This is a genomic window from Streptomyces sp. NBC_01460 (assembly GCF_036227405.1).
Lineage (GTDB): Bacteria > Actinomycetota > Actinomycetes > Streptomycetales > Streptomycetaceae > Streptomyces.
This window is the reverse complement of record NZ_CP109473.1, coordinates 2,648,816-2,664,556: the sequence shown is the minus strand read 5'-3', so window position 1 is coordinate 2,664,556 and position 15,741 is coordinate 2,648,816. Positions and strand designations below refer to the sequence as shown.

Below are 15,741 nucleotides of genomic sequence, written 5' to 3'. Positions count from 1 at the left end.
GCGATCGCGGGTCGTCGAGGTGGCTGTGATCTCGGCGGTCCGGCCGTCGCCGGGGGCTGTGGCGCCCGGCGACGGCCGGCTCGCAGGGAGCGGTTCGGCGTCGCCCCCGTGAGGGGAGCGCCAGGTTCAGGAACCGCTGAGCTGCCAGGTGGGGCTAGTGATGACCGTGACCGCTGGTCAGCTCCCTGTACTCCTCGGCGGTCGGCTTGGGTATCTGGTTCCCCTCGCCGTAGTAGCCCTGGCTGAGCTTGGCCCGCAGCCTCTCCAGACGCGGTACTTTCCGCTCGGCGCCGTTCTGGTTGACGGCCGGGCCGATCTCGATCGGCTTGTACTGCTCGTGCGCCGTGAGCGTGTGCAGCTGGACCTGGTTGAGCGGCTCGTGGATCTCGACGAACTCACCGTGCGGAAGGCGCTTGATGGTGCCGGACTCGCGCCCGTGCAGTACTTTCTCGCGGTCGCGTCGCTGGAGCCCCAGGCAGATGCGCCTGGTGATGACGAACACGACCGGCGGGACCACGAAGAACCCGATGCGCACCAACCAGGTGATGGTGTTGATGGAGGTGTGGAACTTGAGGGCCAGGATGTCGTTGCCACCGGCGGCCACCAGGACGAAGTACCAACTGAGCCAGGCCACGCCGAAGGCCGTACGGGTCGGCACGTTGCGCGGGCGGTCCAGGATGTGGTGCTCCCGCTTGTCCCTGGTGAGCCAGGATTCGAAGAACGGGTACAGAGCCAGGACTCCTGGCACCACCGCGAGCAGCAGCAGCGGTATCAGCACACCGAAGTTGAGGGTGTAGCCGCCCGGTACGACCACTTCCCAGGCCGGCATGACGCGGATGGCACCCTCGGTGAAGCCCATGTACCAGTCGGGCTGGGAACCGTTGGACACCTGGTCGGGACGGTAGGGGCCGAGTGCCCACACCGGGTTGATCGTGGCGATCGCCGCGGTGATCGCGATGAAGCCGAAGACCAGGAAGAAGAAGCCCCCGGCCTTGGCCATGTACACCGGCAGCAGCGGCATGCCGACGACGTTCTTGTTCGTCTTGCCAGGCCCGGCGAACTGCGTGTGCTTGTGGTAGAAGACCAGGATCAGATGCGCCACCACGAGCCCGAGCATGATGCCCGGCAGCAGCAGGACGTGGATCGAGTAGAACCGGGACACCATGTCGTGACCGGGGAACTCCCCGCCGAAGACGAACATCGACAGGTACGTGCCCACCAACGGCACGGCCAGGATCGCTCCTTGCATGAAGCGCACGCCGGTTCCGGAGAGCAGGTCGTCCGGGAGCGAGTAGCCGGTGAACCCGGTGAACATGCCGATGATGAACAGCAGGAAGCCGAACAGCCAGTTGATCTCACGCGGCTTGCGGAACGCGCCCGTGAAGAAGACGCGCATCATGTGCACGAGCATGCCGGCGAGGAAGATCAGCGCCGCCCAGTGGTGGATCTGCCGGACGAGCAGACCACCGCGGACGTCGAAGCTGATGTCCAGGGTCGAGGCGTAGGCCTCCGTCATCCGGATGCCCTGCATCGGCTCGTACGAGCCGTGGTAGACGATCTCGTTCATGCTCGGGTGGAAGAACAGCGTCAGGTAGACACCCGTGAGGATGATGATGATGAAGCTGTAGAGGCAGATCTCACCGAGCATGAAGGACCAGTGGTCCGGGAAGATCTTGCGCATGTTGGCCTTGGCCAGGCCGTAGACGCCGAGCCGGCCGTCCGCCCAGTCGGCCACCCGCTCACCGGCGGGCGCCTTGGAATTGTGTGGCCTTGTCGTGGTGGTACTCATCCGCGCTCCCAGAAAGTAGGACCGACGGGCTCTTCGAAGTCGCCGAGCGCTTCGAGATGACCGTCCTGATTGACACCGATCCGCAGCTGCGGAAGGGGATGACCGGCCGGGCCGAAGATGACGCGGGCGCCGTCGGAGAGGTCGAAGGTGGACTGGTGGCACGGGCAGAGCACGTGATGCGTCTGCTGCTCGTACAGGCTGATCGGGCAGCCGACATGGGTGCAGATCTTGGAGAACGCCACGATTCCCTCGTGGGCCCACTCACGCTCGCGCTTGTCCTTGATGTTGTCCGGCTCGATCCGGATGATCATCAGGGCGGCCTTGGCGATCTGCGTCTGGAAGTCGTGCGCGTCCTCCTCCAGCCCCTCGGGCATGGCGAAGGTCAGCGAACCGACCACGACGTCCTCGGGACGCAGCGGCTCCATGGTGTTCATGTTCACCAGCTGCTTGCCCTTGGCCCACAGGGTCGAGCGGAGCTTCTTCTCCGGCAGCGGACCCAGGTCACGCAGCAGCACCACACCGGAGAGCGGCACCAGGGCCAGCGCACCGAACATCGTGTTGCGGATCAGCTTGCGCCGCCCGATCGCGGACTCCGCGGCACCCGCCGCGAAGTCGGCCATCACCTTGGCCTTGACCTCGGGCTCCGCCTCGATCGCGTGCCGGTCGTCGGCGACCTCCACATCCGACATCAGGGTCCGCGCCCAGTGCACGGCACCCGCGCCGATGAAGAACAGCGCCAGCCCCAGGGTCAGACCCAGGGAGAAGTTCAGCGCGCTCACATGACCGAACGGCCAGATGTAGACGATCTTGTCGACCGGGAAGATCACGTAACAGGCGATGAAACCGACCGTCGCCAGCATCGACAGCGTGAACATGAACGCGACGGCCCGCTCGGAGCGGTTCGCGGCCCGTTCGTCGATGTCCTGGACGCGCGGCCGGTGGGCCGGCAGCCCCGGGTCCGCGAACGGATCGTTCGCGACCTCGACCGCGCCGTGCGCGGTCCCCTGCTCAACCGGCAGGTTCTCTTCTGGAATCTGTTGGCTACTCATGACTTCTTGGCCTTAGCGGTGTGGGCCGCGACCCAGACGGCGATGGCGACCAGGCCGCCCAGGCCGAAGATCCAGCCGAAGAGACCTTCACTGACGGGGCCCAGGCCACCGAGCGAGAGCCCGCCGGGGGTCTCGGAATCGTCACCGTTGACGGTCTTGATGTACGCGGTGATGTCTTTCTTCTCCTGCTCCGGCATCGTGCTGTCCGGGAAGGAGGGCATGCTCTGCGGGCCGGTCTGCATGGCCTCGTAGATGTGCTTCGGGCTCACACCCTCCAGGCTCGGGGCGTACTTGCCCTTCGTCAGGGCACCACCCTCACCCGTGAAGTTGTGGCACTGTGCACAGTTCGTGCGGAACAGGTCACCACCCTTGGCCACGTCAGCACCCGAAGGATCGACCTGACTCTTCGTGGGCGTGATCGGACCGGCACCCAGCGACGACACGTACGCCGCGAGCTGATCGATCTCGGCCTGGTTGTAGATGACCTTCTTCTTCGGGACCTGGGCACCCGGCTGCTGAGCCGGCATACGCCCCGTACCGACCTGGAAGTCGACGGCGGCGGAACCCACCCCCACGAGGGACGGCCCGTCGGTGGTCCCCTGACCGCCGGATCCGTGGCAGCTTGCACAACCCACGGAGTAGAGCTTCTTACCCTCGTCGATAGCGAGGGACTGGGCGGTTTCGTCGGCCTGCGCCTTACCCGCAGGCGCGAACGCGGCGTACAGCCCCCCGGTAGCCGCCAGCGCGAGGAGTAGTACGACGACCGCCGCCAGCGGATGGCGTCGTCGTGCGGAGAGCTTTTTCACGGATTACCCCGCACGTCCGGGGCTTCCGTGGCGACCGCGTCGGGTAAGTCGTGGGTGACGGGCCGATCGAGAGGGCCGGCCGGGCGAAAGGACCAGCCGTCAGCGGGGTGGCCTGGTACATGACCTGCTCCGCGTATTCGGCGATCTGCCCGGCGGGTGGGAAAGCGACCACCACGCAGGCGAACGAGACCGGCACGGCCGGTCCCGGCACCTCGAATTACTTTTCTCCGTATCCGGTACCCATCAACGAACACACGACGAGGGAGGTGAAGAACAGCGGCTCGGAGCTCATCCGGGGAACTGCTCCCATAGTGACCGGAGTGCCCCCGGTTGACTTCCGGGGGTGTCAGCCCAGCTTCTAATCCCGTTTTCGTTGCCACGCCCAACATTATGCCCCTAGCCTTCAACGGCATTCACCGGCGGGGGTGTTTGTGACCCATCACCCACCGAGTCGTCCTCGAAAGTCGACGAGAAATCGCCGTTGAAGGAAAGGGTTTCTGCCAACGCATTGATGACGAGATCAAACCTTCGACGATTCAACGATCGTCGGGTGCCCACAGAATGCATGCGGTCGTACGGGATCACTCCCGGGTTCATTCTGCGTGGGCGGTGATGCGTTTTCAACCGTGGGCCGGGTGTTCAACTTCAGCCGCGGGCCGGGAGTTCGACGGCGGCGCGGTAGCTGCTGGTGACCGCTGCGATGGTGGCGGCCTTGTCCTGGTCGGGGCGGGTGGCCATGGCCCGTTCGGCGCGGTCCATCTTCCGGTTGGCCTGGACGATCTTGGTGGTGGCGGGCCGCCGGACGCCTTCGTAGCGGTCCAGCGCGGTCGCCACATCTCCGTGGCCGGCCAGTTCGGTGGCGAGAGCGGCGGCGTCGAGGATGGCCTGCGACGCCCCGTTGGCGCCGATCGGGTACATCGGGTGGGCCGCGTCACCGAGCAGGGTGACCTGGCGATCCCCCCAACGGGCCAGCGGATCGCGGTCGACCATGGGGTAGCGCAGGATCTGGCTGCTGCGGGCGAGCATGTCCCGGATGTCGAGCCAGTCGAAGTTCCAGTGGGCCAGGTGGGGGAGTACGTCCTCGGCGTGCCCCGGGTGGTTCAGGCTGACATCACCTGACGCGTCCGCGAAGGAGCCGGGCACCAGGCAGACCCAGTTGAGCAGGGCCTTGCCCCGCGCCGCGTGGCGCGCCGACATGGGGTAGGCGACCATCCGGGTGGCATCGTCGTCCGAGGCCACGATCATGGTGCGGCCGTCCAGGAAGCCGTCCAGTTCCACCAGGCCGCGCCACATGCGCATCCCGCCCGCAGACAACGGGGTCCGGCCGGGGTGGAGTTGGCCGCGGACCACCGAGTTCAGGCCGTCGGCGCCGATCAGTGCGTCCGCCTCGAAGGTGACGGTGGTGCCGGTGGCCTCGTCGTGGGTGTGAGCGCGGATGCCGCTGCCGGTGTGCTCGAAGCTCTGCAGGCGGGCTCCCGTGCGGACGGCGTCGGCGCCGAGCCGGTCGCGGACGGCTGCGAGCAGCAGCATCTGCAGTTCTCCGCGGTGGATCGAGTACTGCGGGTACGGGTGTCCCGCTGCCAGACCCCGCGGTTCGTGCCAGAGCTTGGCGCCGGTGTGGTCGACGTAGAGGTGCTCGCGGGTGGGGATCGCGGTGGCGGCCAGCTCGTCGCCCAGCCCGAGCGTGGCGGTCAGCACGGCGATGGCCGCGGGCTGGATGTTGATCCCGACCCCGAGGGGGCGGATCTCGGGGGCGGCCTCCAGCACGGTGGCGTCGATCCCGTTGGCGTGCAGGGCCAGAGCCGTGGTCAGCCCCCCGATCCCCGCGCCGGCAATCACTATGTCTGCGGTCTTGGCGCTCGTCATGGTAGGTGCTCTGCTCCCTGTGCGTCGGGTGTCGGAGTTCCTCGTCGGGGGGTGTCCTCCGCCGGACGGTGAGGTCACCAGGGCTGGGCTGCGAACCGTGCGGGAAGGAACGTCCCGGAGTGCCCGGACCGTTCGACGCCGGTGAGGGACGAGCGGTCACACGCATGCGCCCCGCTGATCCGGATCAGCGGGGCGCATCCATGTTGTCCCGGAATCCTCATACGTTCTTGAACGCAGTGCCGGCGAGACGTCAGAGGTCAGGCGTGGTGGACGGAAACCACCGAATACACGAGCGGTGCGGCCTTCGCCAGCCCGGCCGTCTTCTTTGCGTATGCCTGTGCCTCAGGGTCCGCCATGGTCGCCTTGATGTCGTCCTGGCTGCGCCACTGGGCGTAGTTCACCACGCGCGTCCCGTCGACGCTGGCGAGCAGGTTTACCGAGATGAAGCCCGGTCGATTCTGCATCACCTTCTCGGTGCCTTCATTCAGGAGGCCGATCAATTCCTGCTGCTTCGATGCTTCGACATCGAAGACGTTGATCAGGGTCACTACTTCGTCGCCTACGCGGATCACGGTCTCACTCATGAGTTCCACGGTATCAGCCGGCAACCAGGAAACAAGTAATGAGGTTGTTCAACACAGTGCGTCTCCGCAGGCGTTGAGAGAGACAGCAGCACGTGCGAAACTGTCAATGCGGCCGGTACATGGGCACAGGGCCGACGTGATGTATTCGAGAGCCGTCGGTGGAGAAATGGGCGTGTCCGCAAGGAGGCGAATACCGGGCGTGAAACGATCTCCCTGCAGGCCGTGTGGGTGTGCAACCGAGGAAAACGCGCAGTTGCACACCGGAGGCGTCACCCGGGAGGCCCTTCACCCCGGGGGATGTGGCGCCTGTCCGGCCGCGGCCGGACAGGGTGCTGTCGCCGCCGTCAGCGTTCGCCGCCTCGCCACGGGTCCGGTGCGACGTGCTGGAGGCCCTCGATGACTGTGGCGATTCTGTCCGTGCTGATTTCCCACGCGGCTTGGCTGGCGGCTCCCCATGCGCGGTAACTGCGGATGGTGAACTCCCTCATCTGCAGTGCGTCCTTCCGCTTCGCGGTGTCGAGGTCCTCGCCGCGCAGGAATCCGTCGAGGCCGAGCAGTACGAGATCCCAGGACGCCCCGTTCATGATGGCCCCGGCCGGCCCCTGTGTGCGCACGAGCTCATCGACGATCTCGGCGGGCGAGGCGTGCCGCAGCTCGAAGAGGGTGCCGCCTCTCGCGTCCTTCGAGAGGCGGACCTCGACCTCGGTCACCGATTCCTGCCCGTACTCCCACGTGACCTTGAGCAGACGAGGCTTGTCGCAGCGCAGGATCTCGCCGGTGGCACGGCCCTCGATCCGGAACGCGCCACCGATGCGGAGGTCACCACTGACCGGTGCCAGCCAGCGGCTGATCCGGGCCGGGTCCGTGCACGCGTTCCAGACATCGTCGGCCGAGGCGTCATAGGTGCGGCGGAGCAGCAGGGAACGACCCTCGCCTGCGGTGACGGGGTACGCGCTGATCTCGCGGTGGGCGGCGTCGATCTGGTCGAGGACATCCCTCAAGTCGCTTTCCCTTTCTGTGTGTCCGGCCGGCTGCCGCCCGAGGGAGCCGAGGCGCCGTTGAGGCGCTCCTCACGCTTGCCCCGGGCGAGCTCGGTACCCAGTGCGTCCAGGCGCTGGTTCCAGAAGCGGCGGAAGTGCCCCAGCCAGGCGTCGATCTCCTCGAGGGGAGCGGAGGCGACCGCGTACAGGCGGCGGGTCCCTTCCGTGCTCACCGTCGCGAACCCGGCCTCGCGGAGTACGCGGAGGTGGTGGGAGACCGCGGGTTGAGAGATGCCGAACTCGTTCTGGATGACCAGGCCGACGGCGCCGGCCGTGCGTTCCCCGTCGGCGATCAGCTCAAGGATCCGCCGCCGGACGGGGTCAGCCAGGACATCGAATGCATGCACATATGCACGGTATAGCTCTGGGCTTATCTAAGGGAGGGTTGAAACTCGCCAAACGTGGCGCCGGGACGGATCGTGAGGGTGTGTCAGGGAAATCGCCCGTTCGTCCTCAAGTCGACACGAGTGTCCGGCTTGAGGGCGGGCGGTCATCTGTGCTCCCCGATGAGGGATTGTGACCATCGCGGTGGTTGACTAGCGTTGACGCTCGGGGGAGAGCGGTGTCCGTGTGAACTGCCGTGCTCGTAGCGTCAGTTGGGTCAAGGCGGCACGCGATATCACCCGAGTTGGAACAGATGAACGATTACGATTGTGCCAAGTAGAGACCTGTGCGGTTCAGAGGGACTCACCTAGGGGGATGCCGCCGTGGCACTTCATGCCGCAGTCGATGCTGACAAGAACACTTTCCTGGAGGCACCCGATCTGCTCCGTGAGCTGCCCCGGGAGATCGTCCCCGCTGCGCAGTTGATGCCCTCCCTGGCGCCCCGTGAGAGACGTGAGGACCCGGCGCACGTTCGCCTCCTCGCGGAGACCGACGGCAGGTCCGACCCGATCCTCGTGCATCGTCCCACCATGCGGGTCATCGATGGCGCACACCGATTAAGCGCCGCGCTGATGAGGGGACGGACCGAGGTGGTGGTCCAGTTCTTCGACGGCAGTGAGGCGGAAGCGTTCGTCCTCTCGGTCCAGCTGAACGTCAGGCACGGTCTGCCGCTGACGCTGGACGAGCGCAAGGCCGCCGCCCGCCGCATCGTCGGTTCCCATCCGCACTGGTCGGATCGTGTCATCGCGCAGCGTACGGGGTTGAGCGCGAAGACCGTCGGCAAGGTCAGGCGGACCGGCGAGGCCCCGGGCCAGGGCGTCCGCGTCGGGGGTGACGGCAGGGCCAGGCCCATCAGCACGATCGAGGGCCGTCGCAGCGCGGCGGCCCTGCTGGCCGCCCACCCGGAGATCTCTTTGCGCGAACTGTCGAGGAGGGCCGGCCTCTCGGTCGGGACCGTCCGCGATGTCCGTGAGCGCCTCAGCCGGGGCGAGGACCCGATCCCCGAGCGGCTGCGCGGTGACCGTCGGCAGCCGGTTGTGCGTGCTGTCCCGCCGGCCGTGACCGCGGCGCCCCGGGGACGGGTCGATGCCGCCGTGCCCCCGGCCGAGGCCGACCGTCCCCAGGCCGAGGGAGCGCGGCCCGACGCCGGCGCGCCCCAGGTCGAGGCCGACCGTCCCCAGGCCGAGCCGGTGCGGCCCGACGCGCGGATCGCCGGGTTCGACCCGGTGACCGCCGTGCGCAAACTCGCCCGGGATCCGTCCCTGCGGGCGACGGAGTCCGGGCGGTGGCTTCTGCGCATGCTCCTGGCCACGGAGATGGCCCAGCCGCAGTGGGAGGAGATCGCCGAGGCGATCCCCTCCCACTGTGTCCCACTCGTCCGCGCGGTCGTACTCAAGCGCTGCGAGGACTGGAGGAACCTGGCGAAGATGGGGCAGCAGGAGTCCGAGAAATACACGTGAATCCCTGACTGCCAAAAGGCTTCGCCCTGAAGAAAGTCTTCCATTTCCGGAACCACCTGCTCCGCAACTCTGCGGAGCCGCAGTCGCCATGTTGATTTTATGCAACTCGTGCGCGTTCACCGTGTTCAGGTGCGAGCGAGGTTATCTTGACACCCCCGTGCGCGGGTTGAGAGTATGACTTATTGGTAAGTGCATTACGGGGGTTTCCTGCATCCAGGGGGGAAAGTGTACGCGCTCAAGAAGTGCGAGGGTGCTTTCTTTAGCGGTGGCTCGATCCAGGGTCGTGCCGCGATGTGTTGAGAATGCGCGGATCAGCTCATCTCCCACGTGTATTTCCCTGCGCCCGCACCATCCTCTCCTTGTGTCAGTGACACCCGGCCGCGCCTGGTGTGCTGTGCTGCTCCTGCGGAATGGCGTGGATGTCGTTACGGCCGTGATGAAGCTCCTCCGGTACGTGAAAATCGTGTAATTGCCAGGCATGACCCGACGGCATTCATCATGCGGTATGACTTGGGTATGCGCGGCACGTTCTGAATGGGCCCAAGGGCCGGCATCGTTGCACCCCTGCACGTCTGACCGTGTAATTCGAGCGGTCCGTGAACGTCCTTTCTGTTCCCTTGTGCGGTGAATTCCATGCATCAAAACGATAAGTCCTCGGAGGTCAGTCATGTCGGACAGCACGCGCTTCCCGGTACGTGATGAGGAAGTCGAGAACAGGAAGAACAACCGTGCGACGGTCGAGAAGTACATGAACACGAGGGGGCAGGACCGCCTTGAGCGGCACCTGCTCTTCACCGAGGACGGCGTCGGTGGCCTGTGGACAAACGACACAGGTCAGCCGATCGTCATTCGTGGCCGTGATCGCCTCGGTGAGCACGCGGTCTGGTCACTGAAGTGCTTCCCCGACTGGGTGTGGTTCAACATCCAGATCTTCGAGACCCAGGACCCTGACTTCTTCTGGGTCGAGTGCGACGGTGCGGGAGCGATCCGCTTCCAGGGGTACCCCGACGGCCGCTACGAAAATCACTTCCTGCACTCGTTCCAGTTCGAGAACGGAAAGATCAAGCAGCAGCGCGAGTTCATGAATCCCTTCGAGCAGCTGCGCGCCCTGGGAATTCCTGTCCCCGAGATCAAGCGCGAGGGGATCCCTACCTAGGGCCTCTCGTTCGGATCAGGCCGGGCTCGTGTGCCCCGGCCCCTGATCCAGCCTGATCCAGACGAAAGACCCTGGTCGGGTGACGCCTGCTCGAAGTCGCTCGGTCGCGTAATGCCGACGCCGGCTACACGGCGCCTTCAATCGATGGAGAATCGTGGACAACGTCATGCCTGATATCAGGACGAGCGTCGCGTTGCAGCAGCCTGAGTGGAGCGACATCTCGCAGGTCGAGCGCGTGGGCGAGGCATTAGGATCTCGGCCCTCACTGGTCAGGGCCGGAGATGTACGCACTCTGCGCTCCCTCCTCGCCGAGGTGGCGGGAGGAAAGTCCTTGGTCGTGCAGACCGGGGACTGCGCCGAGAGCCCGGAGGAATGCACACCGGAACACGTCAGCCGTAAGGCCGCCGCGCTGGACGTGATGGCCGGCACTCTCAAAATGGCGACGCACAAGCCGGTGCTCCGAGTGGGACGTATCGCCGGCCAGTTCGCCAAGCCGCGTTCCAGCCCGACGGAACAGGTCGACGATCTGACCCTTCCCGTATTCCGGGGCCACATGGTGAACGGCCCGGAGCCGACGCCCGAGAGCCGGCGGCCGGACTCGCTGCGCATCCTCACGGGGTTCATGGCGGCGAGCGACATCATGGAGCACCTCGGCTGGCGCGGTTCCTCCGGCCGCCCTCCGAGCGACGCGCCCGTGTGGACCAGTCACGAGGCGCTGCTCCTCGACTACGAGATACCCATGCTGCGCAGGGACGCGGCGGGAGTGCTGTTCCTCGGCTCCACCCACTGGCCCTGGATCGGCGAACGCACCCGGCAGGTGGACGGCTCGCACGTCGCCCTGCTCGCCGAGGTGGCCAACCCGGTGGCCTGCAAGGTGGGCCCGGGGATGTCCAAGGACGATCTCCTCGCCCTCTGCGAGCACCTCGATCCCCTGCGCGAACCCGGCCGGCTGACGCTGATCGCCCGGATGGGCGCGGACGTGGTCGCCGACAAGCTCCCGCCGCTCGTCGAGACGGTCCGCGCCGCGGGGCATCCGGTCATCTGGCTGTGCGACCCCATGCACGGCAACACGGTGGTCACCCCGGACGGGCACAAGACCCGCGTGGTCGAGACGCTCAAGCGGGAGGTCCGTGGCTTCGTGGGCGCGGTGGAGGCCGCGGGCGGTGTGGCCGGCGGTCTGCATCTGGAGACCACCCCTGACGACGTCACCGAGTGCGTCACCGTCGACGGCGACTTCAGCGGAGTGGGGGACCGCTACACGAGCTTCTGCGATCCGCGGCTCACCGTCTGGCAGGCGGCCTCAGTGATCTCGGCATGGGGCGAATGAGGCGGACGATCCGATCCGAAGGGACCATCATGCCCGGCATACCTCCTATCCAGCCCTATGCGCTCCCCACGGCGGGCGAACTGCCCCGGAACACGGCCCAGTGGGAACCGGACCCGGCTCGCGCCGTCCTCCTCATCCATGACATGCAGCGCTACTTCCTCAAGCCCTTCCCCGACTCCTTACGGGACGAGCTCGTCCAGAACGTCGCTCTGCTGCGCGGCCGCAGCGCCGCGCTCGGCGTCCCGGTGGGCTACACCGCCCAGCCCGGGGACATGAGCGACGAGGAACGCGGCCTCCTCAAGGACTTCTGGGGACCGGGCATGCGTAAGACGCCCACCGACCGGCAGGTGGTCGACGAACTGGCCCCGGCACCCGAGGACTGGACGTTCAACAAGCTGCGGTACAGCGCGTTCTTCCGCTCCGGCCTGCTGGAGAGCATGCGGGAGAGCGGACGCGACCAGCTGATCGTGTGTGGGGTCTACGCGCACGTCGGGGTGCTGATGACCGCGGTCGACGCCTTCACCAACGATATCCAGACCTTCCTGGTCGGTGACGGCGTCGCCGACTTCGACGCCGACTACCACCGCAAGGCTCTCGAGTACGCGGCTGAGCGCTGTGCGGTCGTCGTCACCGCGAAGGAGGTCTTCTCGTGAGAGCGCCGGCCACCACCGCGCGACCGGACGCCGGCGCGGGCGATCTGCTCGACACGATCCTCGGTTCCCAGCCGCCCGCCTTCGCGCTGCTCCACCGCCCCGAGGCCAACGGTCCCGGGCTGCTGGACGTCCTGGTGGGAGAGGTCGCCCACGTGGCCGAGCTGGCGGACATCCCGCTCGCAGACCAGGGTTCCCCCGCCGGGGAGCCGGGGGCCACGGGCGGCGTACGCCATGACGTGCTGGCGATCATCCCGTACCGGCAGATCCGTGAACGCGGCTACGACTACGTCGACGACGGTGCCCCGCTGATCACGATGACGGTCACCGAGCAGGGGACGCTGCCGTTCGCCGAGGCGCTCAGCCGTATCCCCAACCTGGCCACGGCCGTGTCCGACGTGCACTTCGACGTCTCCGACGAGGACTACGCCGACACCGTCCGGAGAGTGATCAAGGAAGCGATCGGTGAGGGCGAGGGCGCGAACTTCGTCATCAAGCGGTCGTTCGTCGCGGAGATCGGCGACTACACGACGCACAGCGCCCTCGCCTTCTTCCGCCGGCTGCTCGAACTCGAGTCGGGTGCCTACTGGACCTTCATCGTCCACACGGGGTCGCGGACATTCGTGGGCGCGACACCGGAACGGCACATCACCCTGTACGACGGTGTCGCCACGATGAACCCGATCAGCGGCACCTACCGGTACCCGCCCTCCGGGCCCACGCTGCCGGAGGTCATGGACTTCCTCGCCGACCGCAAGGAGTCGGACGAGCTCTACATGGTCCTGGACGAAGAGCTCAAGATGATGGCGCGCATCTGCGAGCCCGGTGTGCGGGTGGTGGGGCCTCAGCTCAGGGAGATGGCGCGGCTCGCGCACACCGAGTACTTCATCGAGGGCACGTGCGGCCGTGACGTGCGCGACATCCTCCACCAGACGATGTTCGCCCCCACCGTCACCGGCAGTCCGCTGGAGAGCGCCTGCCGGGTCATCAGCCGGAACGAGCCGCAGGGCCGTGGGTACTACAGCGGCGTCGTGGCCCTCATCGGCCGCGACGGGTCCGGTGGCAGGACCCTCGACTCGTCCATACTCATCCGCACGGCCGACATCGACAGCGGTGGCAGGGCGCGTATCGGGGTCGGCGCGACGGTGGTGCGCCACTCCGATCCGCTGTCGGAGGTCGCGGAGACCCATGCCAAGGCGGCCGGGCTGCTCGCGGCGCTGAAGACCGACGGCCCGTCCCTGCTGGGGGCACACCCCGACGTGCGCGGCGCGCTGACGCAGCGCAACACCAACATGGCGGGCTTCTGGCTGGACACGGGTGCCGAACGGGCGCCGGCATCACCGCGGCTGGCGGGGTCGAGGACCCTGATCGTCGATGCCGAGGACACCTTCACCTCGATGCTCGACCACCAGTTGCGCAGTATGGACATGTCGGTGACGGTGCGCTGCTACGACGAGATCCCCTCGTTCGACGGGTACGACTTCGTCGTGCTGGGACCGGGGCCCGGCGATCCCCGTGATGCGGGGCACCACAAGATCGCGCATCTGCGGTCGGCGGCGGAGACCCTGCTGGCGGAGCGCCGTCCGTTCCTGGCCGTCTGCCTGAGCCATCAGGTCCTCAGCACGCGACTCGGGTTCGAGATCCAGCGCCGTGACGTGCCCAACCAGGGTGTGCAGAAGGAGATCGACCTCTTCGGCGACCGCCAGCGGGTCGGCTTCTACAACACCTTCGCGGCCCGGTCGGACAAGGACAGGGCCGAGGTCGAGGGGGTCGGGGCGGTGGAGGTCTGTCGCGACGCGGCGACGGGTGAGGTCCACGGCCTGCGCGGCCCTGGTTTCTCGTCCATCCAGTTCCACGCCGAGTCGGTGCTCACACAGAACGGCCCCCGCATCCTCGGCTCGCTCATCGAAAGGGCACTGGGCGCATGACGAACCATCAGGCCGGGACAGCGGTGCGGACAGCGACGACGGCTCAGGCCACGACAGGAGGACGGTGACGGTGACGACCAGCCGGCCGACGACGCACGACGAGACCGTGGCGAAGTCCACGCACCCCTATGTGGTCATCGACGCCTTCACCGACACGCCGCTGCGGGGAAATCCGGTAGCCGTCTTCTTCGACGCGGAGGACATCCCCGCCGGCCGCATGCAGAGCATCGCCCAGGAGATGAACCTCTCGGAGGTCACGTTCGTCCTGCCGCCGAAGCAGGGCGGTGACGCGCACATCCGTATCTTCACCCCGGTCAACGAGCTTCCCTTCGCGGGCCACCCGCTCCTCGGAACGGCCATCGCGCTGGGAGAGTCCTTCGAGGGGGACCGTCTCCGCCTGGAGACGGCGATGGGAACCATCACCTTCGAGCTCGAACGCGTCGAGGGGAGGGTGACCGCCGCCCTGATGGGGCAGCCGGTGCCGACGTGGGTCGAGTTCGACCGCACCGATGAGCTGTTCGCCGCGCTCGGGATCAAGAGCTCCGAGCTTCCCGTGGAGATCTACACCATCGGCCCGCGGCACGTCTTCGTGGGAATGGAGAGCGTGGAGGCCCTGTCGGGCCTCGACCCGGACCACCGCGCCCTCGCCGCCTTCCCGGACATGGCGGTCAACTGCTTCGCCGGTTCCGGCACCACGTGGCGGAGCCGCATGTTCTCGCCCGCGTACGGAGTGACCGAGGACGCGGCGACGGGCTCGGCGGCGGGTCCGCTCGCCATCCACCTCGCCCGGCACGGGCGCATCGGGTTCGGCCAGTGGATCGACATCCACCAGGGCGTCGAGATGGGGCGTCACGCGCTGATGCGCGCCTGGGCGGACAGCTCCGGCGACCGCGTCACCTCGGTGCGGGCCGGAGGGTCCGGCGTCACCGTCGCCCGCGGAACGATCTATGTCTGAGGGGCGTCGAGTGCCGGTCCGCGTATCAGCTGCACAGTCTTGGAGGCGTGCGTGAGCAGCAGGTTCGAGAGCCTGACCGGGGTGGTCGACGGGGCGTTCCCGGAGTACGCCGTGCCACCGGAGGAACCGATGGACCTGCTGGGGCGGTGGGTGTCCGAGGCCGTGGAGTCGGGCGTACGTGAGCCGCTGGCCCTGGCGTTGGCCACAGCGGACAAGCACGGCCGGCCTTCCAGCCGGACGGTCTCCGTCATCGACGTCTCGGCCCGCGGCCTGCTCTTCACCAGTCACAGCACCAGCCAGAAGGGCCGGGAGATCGCCGAGACCGGCTGGGCGTCCGGGCTGCTGTACTGGCGGGAGACCGGGCAGCAACTGGCTGTGTCCGGCCCGGTGGTCCTCCTGGAGGAGTCGGAGGCCGACCGGCTGTGGGACTCCCGGCCGGTGCCGCTGCACTCCATGTCGACGGCCTCCTGGCAGAGCGAACCCCTCGACGACATCGCTCTCCTCCAGGCGGAGGCGGACCGGCTGTCGGAGGGCGGCTCCCCTCTGCCACGGCCCGCGCGGTACACCGGCTACCGCCTGGAGCCGGACACCGTCGAATTCTGGTCCGCCGCGGAAGACCGGCTGCACCGGCGCCTGCGCTACGACAGGACCCCGGAGGGCTGGCGCACCACCAGGCTGCAGCCCTGACGGCACGCCCGGAGACGGGTCCGACGCAACCCCTGCCCCTACCGAGCAAGAAGCAAGCGA

The 15,741-nt window shown here is 67.3% G+C and carries 14 protein-coding genes; 7 read left to right on the top strand and 7 right to left on the bottom strand.

The features are described from left to right. Positions 1-154 precede the first annotated feature (154 nt). The 7 genes from qcrB to OG488_RS11860 form a co-directional block, all read right to left on the bottom strand. Complete coding sequence (qcrB, locus tag OG488_RS11890) at positions 155-1,789, bottom strand: cytochrome bc1 complex cytochrome b subunit (protein WP_329228565.1); 1,635 nt, start codon at positions 1,787-1,789, stop codon at positions 155-157. Next, complete coding sequence (gene qcrA / locus OG488_RS11885) at positions 1,786-2,838, bottom strand: cytochrome bc1 complex Rieske iron-sulfur subunit (RefSeq protein ID WP_329228564.1); 1,053 nt, start codon at positions 2,836-2,838, stop codon at positions 1,786-1,788. Before qcrA ends, qcrB begins: the two co-directional genes overlap by 4 nt. After that, positions 2,835-3,644: a cytochrome bc1 complex diheme cytochrome c subunit gene (gene qcrC / locus OG488_RS11880; RefSeq protein ID WP_329228562.1), complete on the bottom strand. Its 810-nt coding sequence runs from the start codon at positions 3,642-3,644 to the stop codon at positions 2,835-2,837. The genes qcrA and qcrC overlap by 4 nt, the downstream gene beginning before the upstream one ends. Positions 3,645-4,289: 645 nt before the next feature. Then, complete coding sequence (locus OG488_RS11875; RefSeq protein ID WP_329228560.1) at positions 4,290-5,510, bottom strand: flavin-dependent oxidoreductase; 1,221 nt, start codon at positions 5,508-5,510, stop codon at positions 4,290-4,292. A 257-nt stretch (positions 5,511-5,767) separates the two neighbouring features. Further along, entirely contained in the window at positions 5,768-6,094 is a 327-nt protein-coding gene (locus tag OG488_RS11870; protein ID WP_329228558.1) for a putative quinol monooxygenase, read from the bottom strand. A gap of 344 nt (positions 6,095-6,438) precedes the next feature. Beyond that, entirely contained in the window at positions 6,439-7,095 is a 657-nt protein-coding gene (locus OG488_RS11865; RefSeq protein WP_329228556.1) for an SRPBCC family protein, read from the bottom strand. Next, positions 7,092-7,481, bottom strand: coding sequence for an ArsR/SmtB family transcription factor (locus OG488_RS11860; protein WP_329228554.1), 390 nt, complete (start codon positions 7,479-7,481; stop codon positions 7,092-7,094). The genes OG488_RS11865 and OG488_RS11860 overlap by 4 nt, the downstream gene beginning before the upstream one ends. 360 nt (positions 7,482-7,841) lie before the next feature. On the opposite strand from OG488_RS11860, the gene OG488_RS11855 reads away from it, so the two are divergent. The 7 genes from OG488_RS11855 (at position 7,842) to phzG (ending at position 15,681) form a co-directional block, all read left to right on the top strand. Further along, entirely contained in the window at positions 7,842-8,978 is a 1,137-nt protein-coding gene (locus OG488_RS11855; RefSeq protein ID WP_329228552.1) for a hypothetical protein, read from the top strand. Between the two features lie 667 nt (positions 8,979-9,645). Further along, the gene (locus OG488_RS11850) at positions 9,646-10,134 is read left to right on the top strand and encodes a PhzA/PhzB family protein (protein WP_329228550.1); all 489 of its coding nucleotides are present in this window, start codon (positions 9,646-9,648) and stop codon (positions 10,132-10,134) included. 154 nt (positions 10,135-10,288) lie between these two features. Then, complete coding sequence (locus OG488_RS11845) at positions 10,289-11,461, top strand: 3-deoxy-7-phosphoheptulonate synthase (RefSeq protein WP_329228549.1); 1,173 nt, start codon at positions 10,289-10,291, stop codon at positions 11,459-11,461. A 29-nt stretch (positions 11,462-11,490) separates the two neighbouring features. Beyond that, positions 11,491-12,114, top strand: a complete 624-nt coding sequence (locus OG488_RS11840; protein WP_329228547.1) for an isochorismatase family protein — start codon at positions 11,491-11,493, stop codon at positions 12,112-12,114. Further along, a complete protein-coding gene (locus OG488_RS11835) occupies positions 12,111-14,039 on the top strand; it encodes an anthranilate synthase family protein (protein ID WP_329228545.1) in 1,929 nt (642 codons plus the stop codon). The genes OG488_RS11840 and OG488_RS11835 overlap by 4 nt, the downstream gene beginning before the upstream one ends. A 70-nt stretch (positions 14,040-14,109) precedes the next feature. Further along, entirely contained in the window at positions 14,110-14,994 is an 885-nt protein-coding gene (locus tag OG488_RS11830; protein WP_329228544.1) for a PhzF family phenazine biosynthesis protein, read from the top strand. Positions 14,995-15,045: 51 nt separating this feature from the next. Beyond that, the gene (gene phzG, locus OG488_RS11825) at positions 15,046-15,681 is read left to right on the top strand and encodes a phenazine biosynthesis FMN-dependent oxidase PhzG (RefSeq protein ID WP_329228542.1); all 636 of its coding nucleotides are present in this window, start codon (positions 15,046-15,048) and stop codon (positions 15,679-15,681) included. Positions 15,682-15,741: the final 60 nt, after the last annotated feature.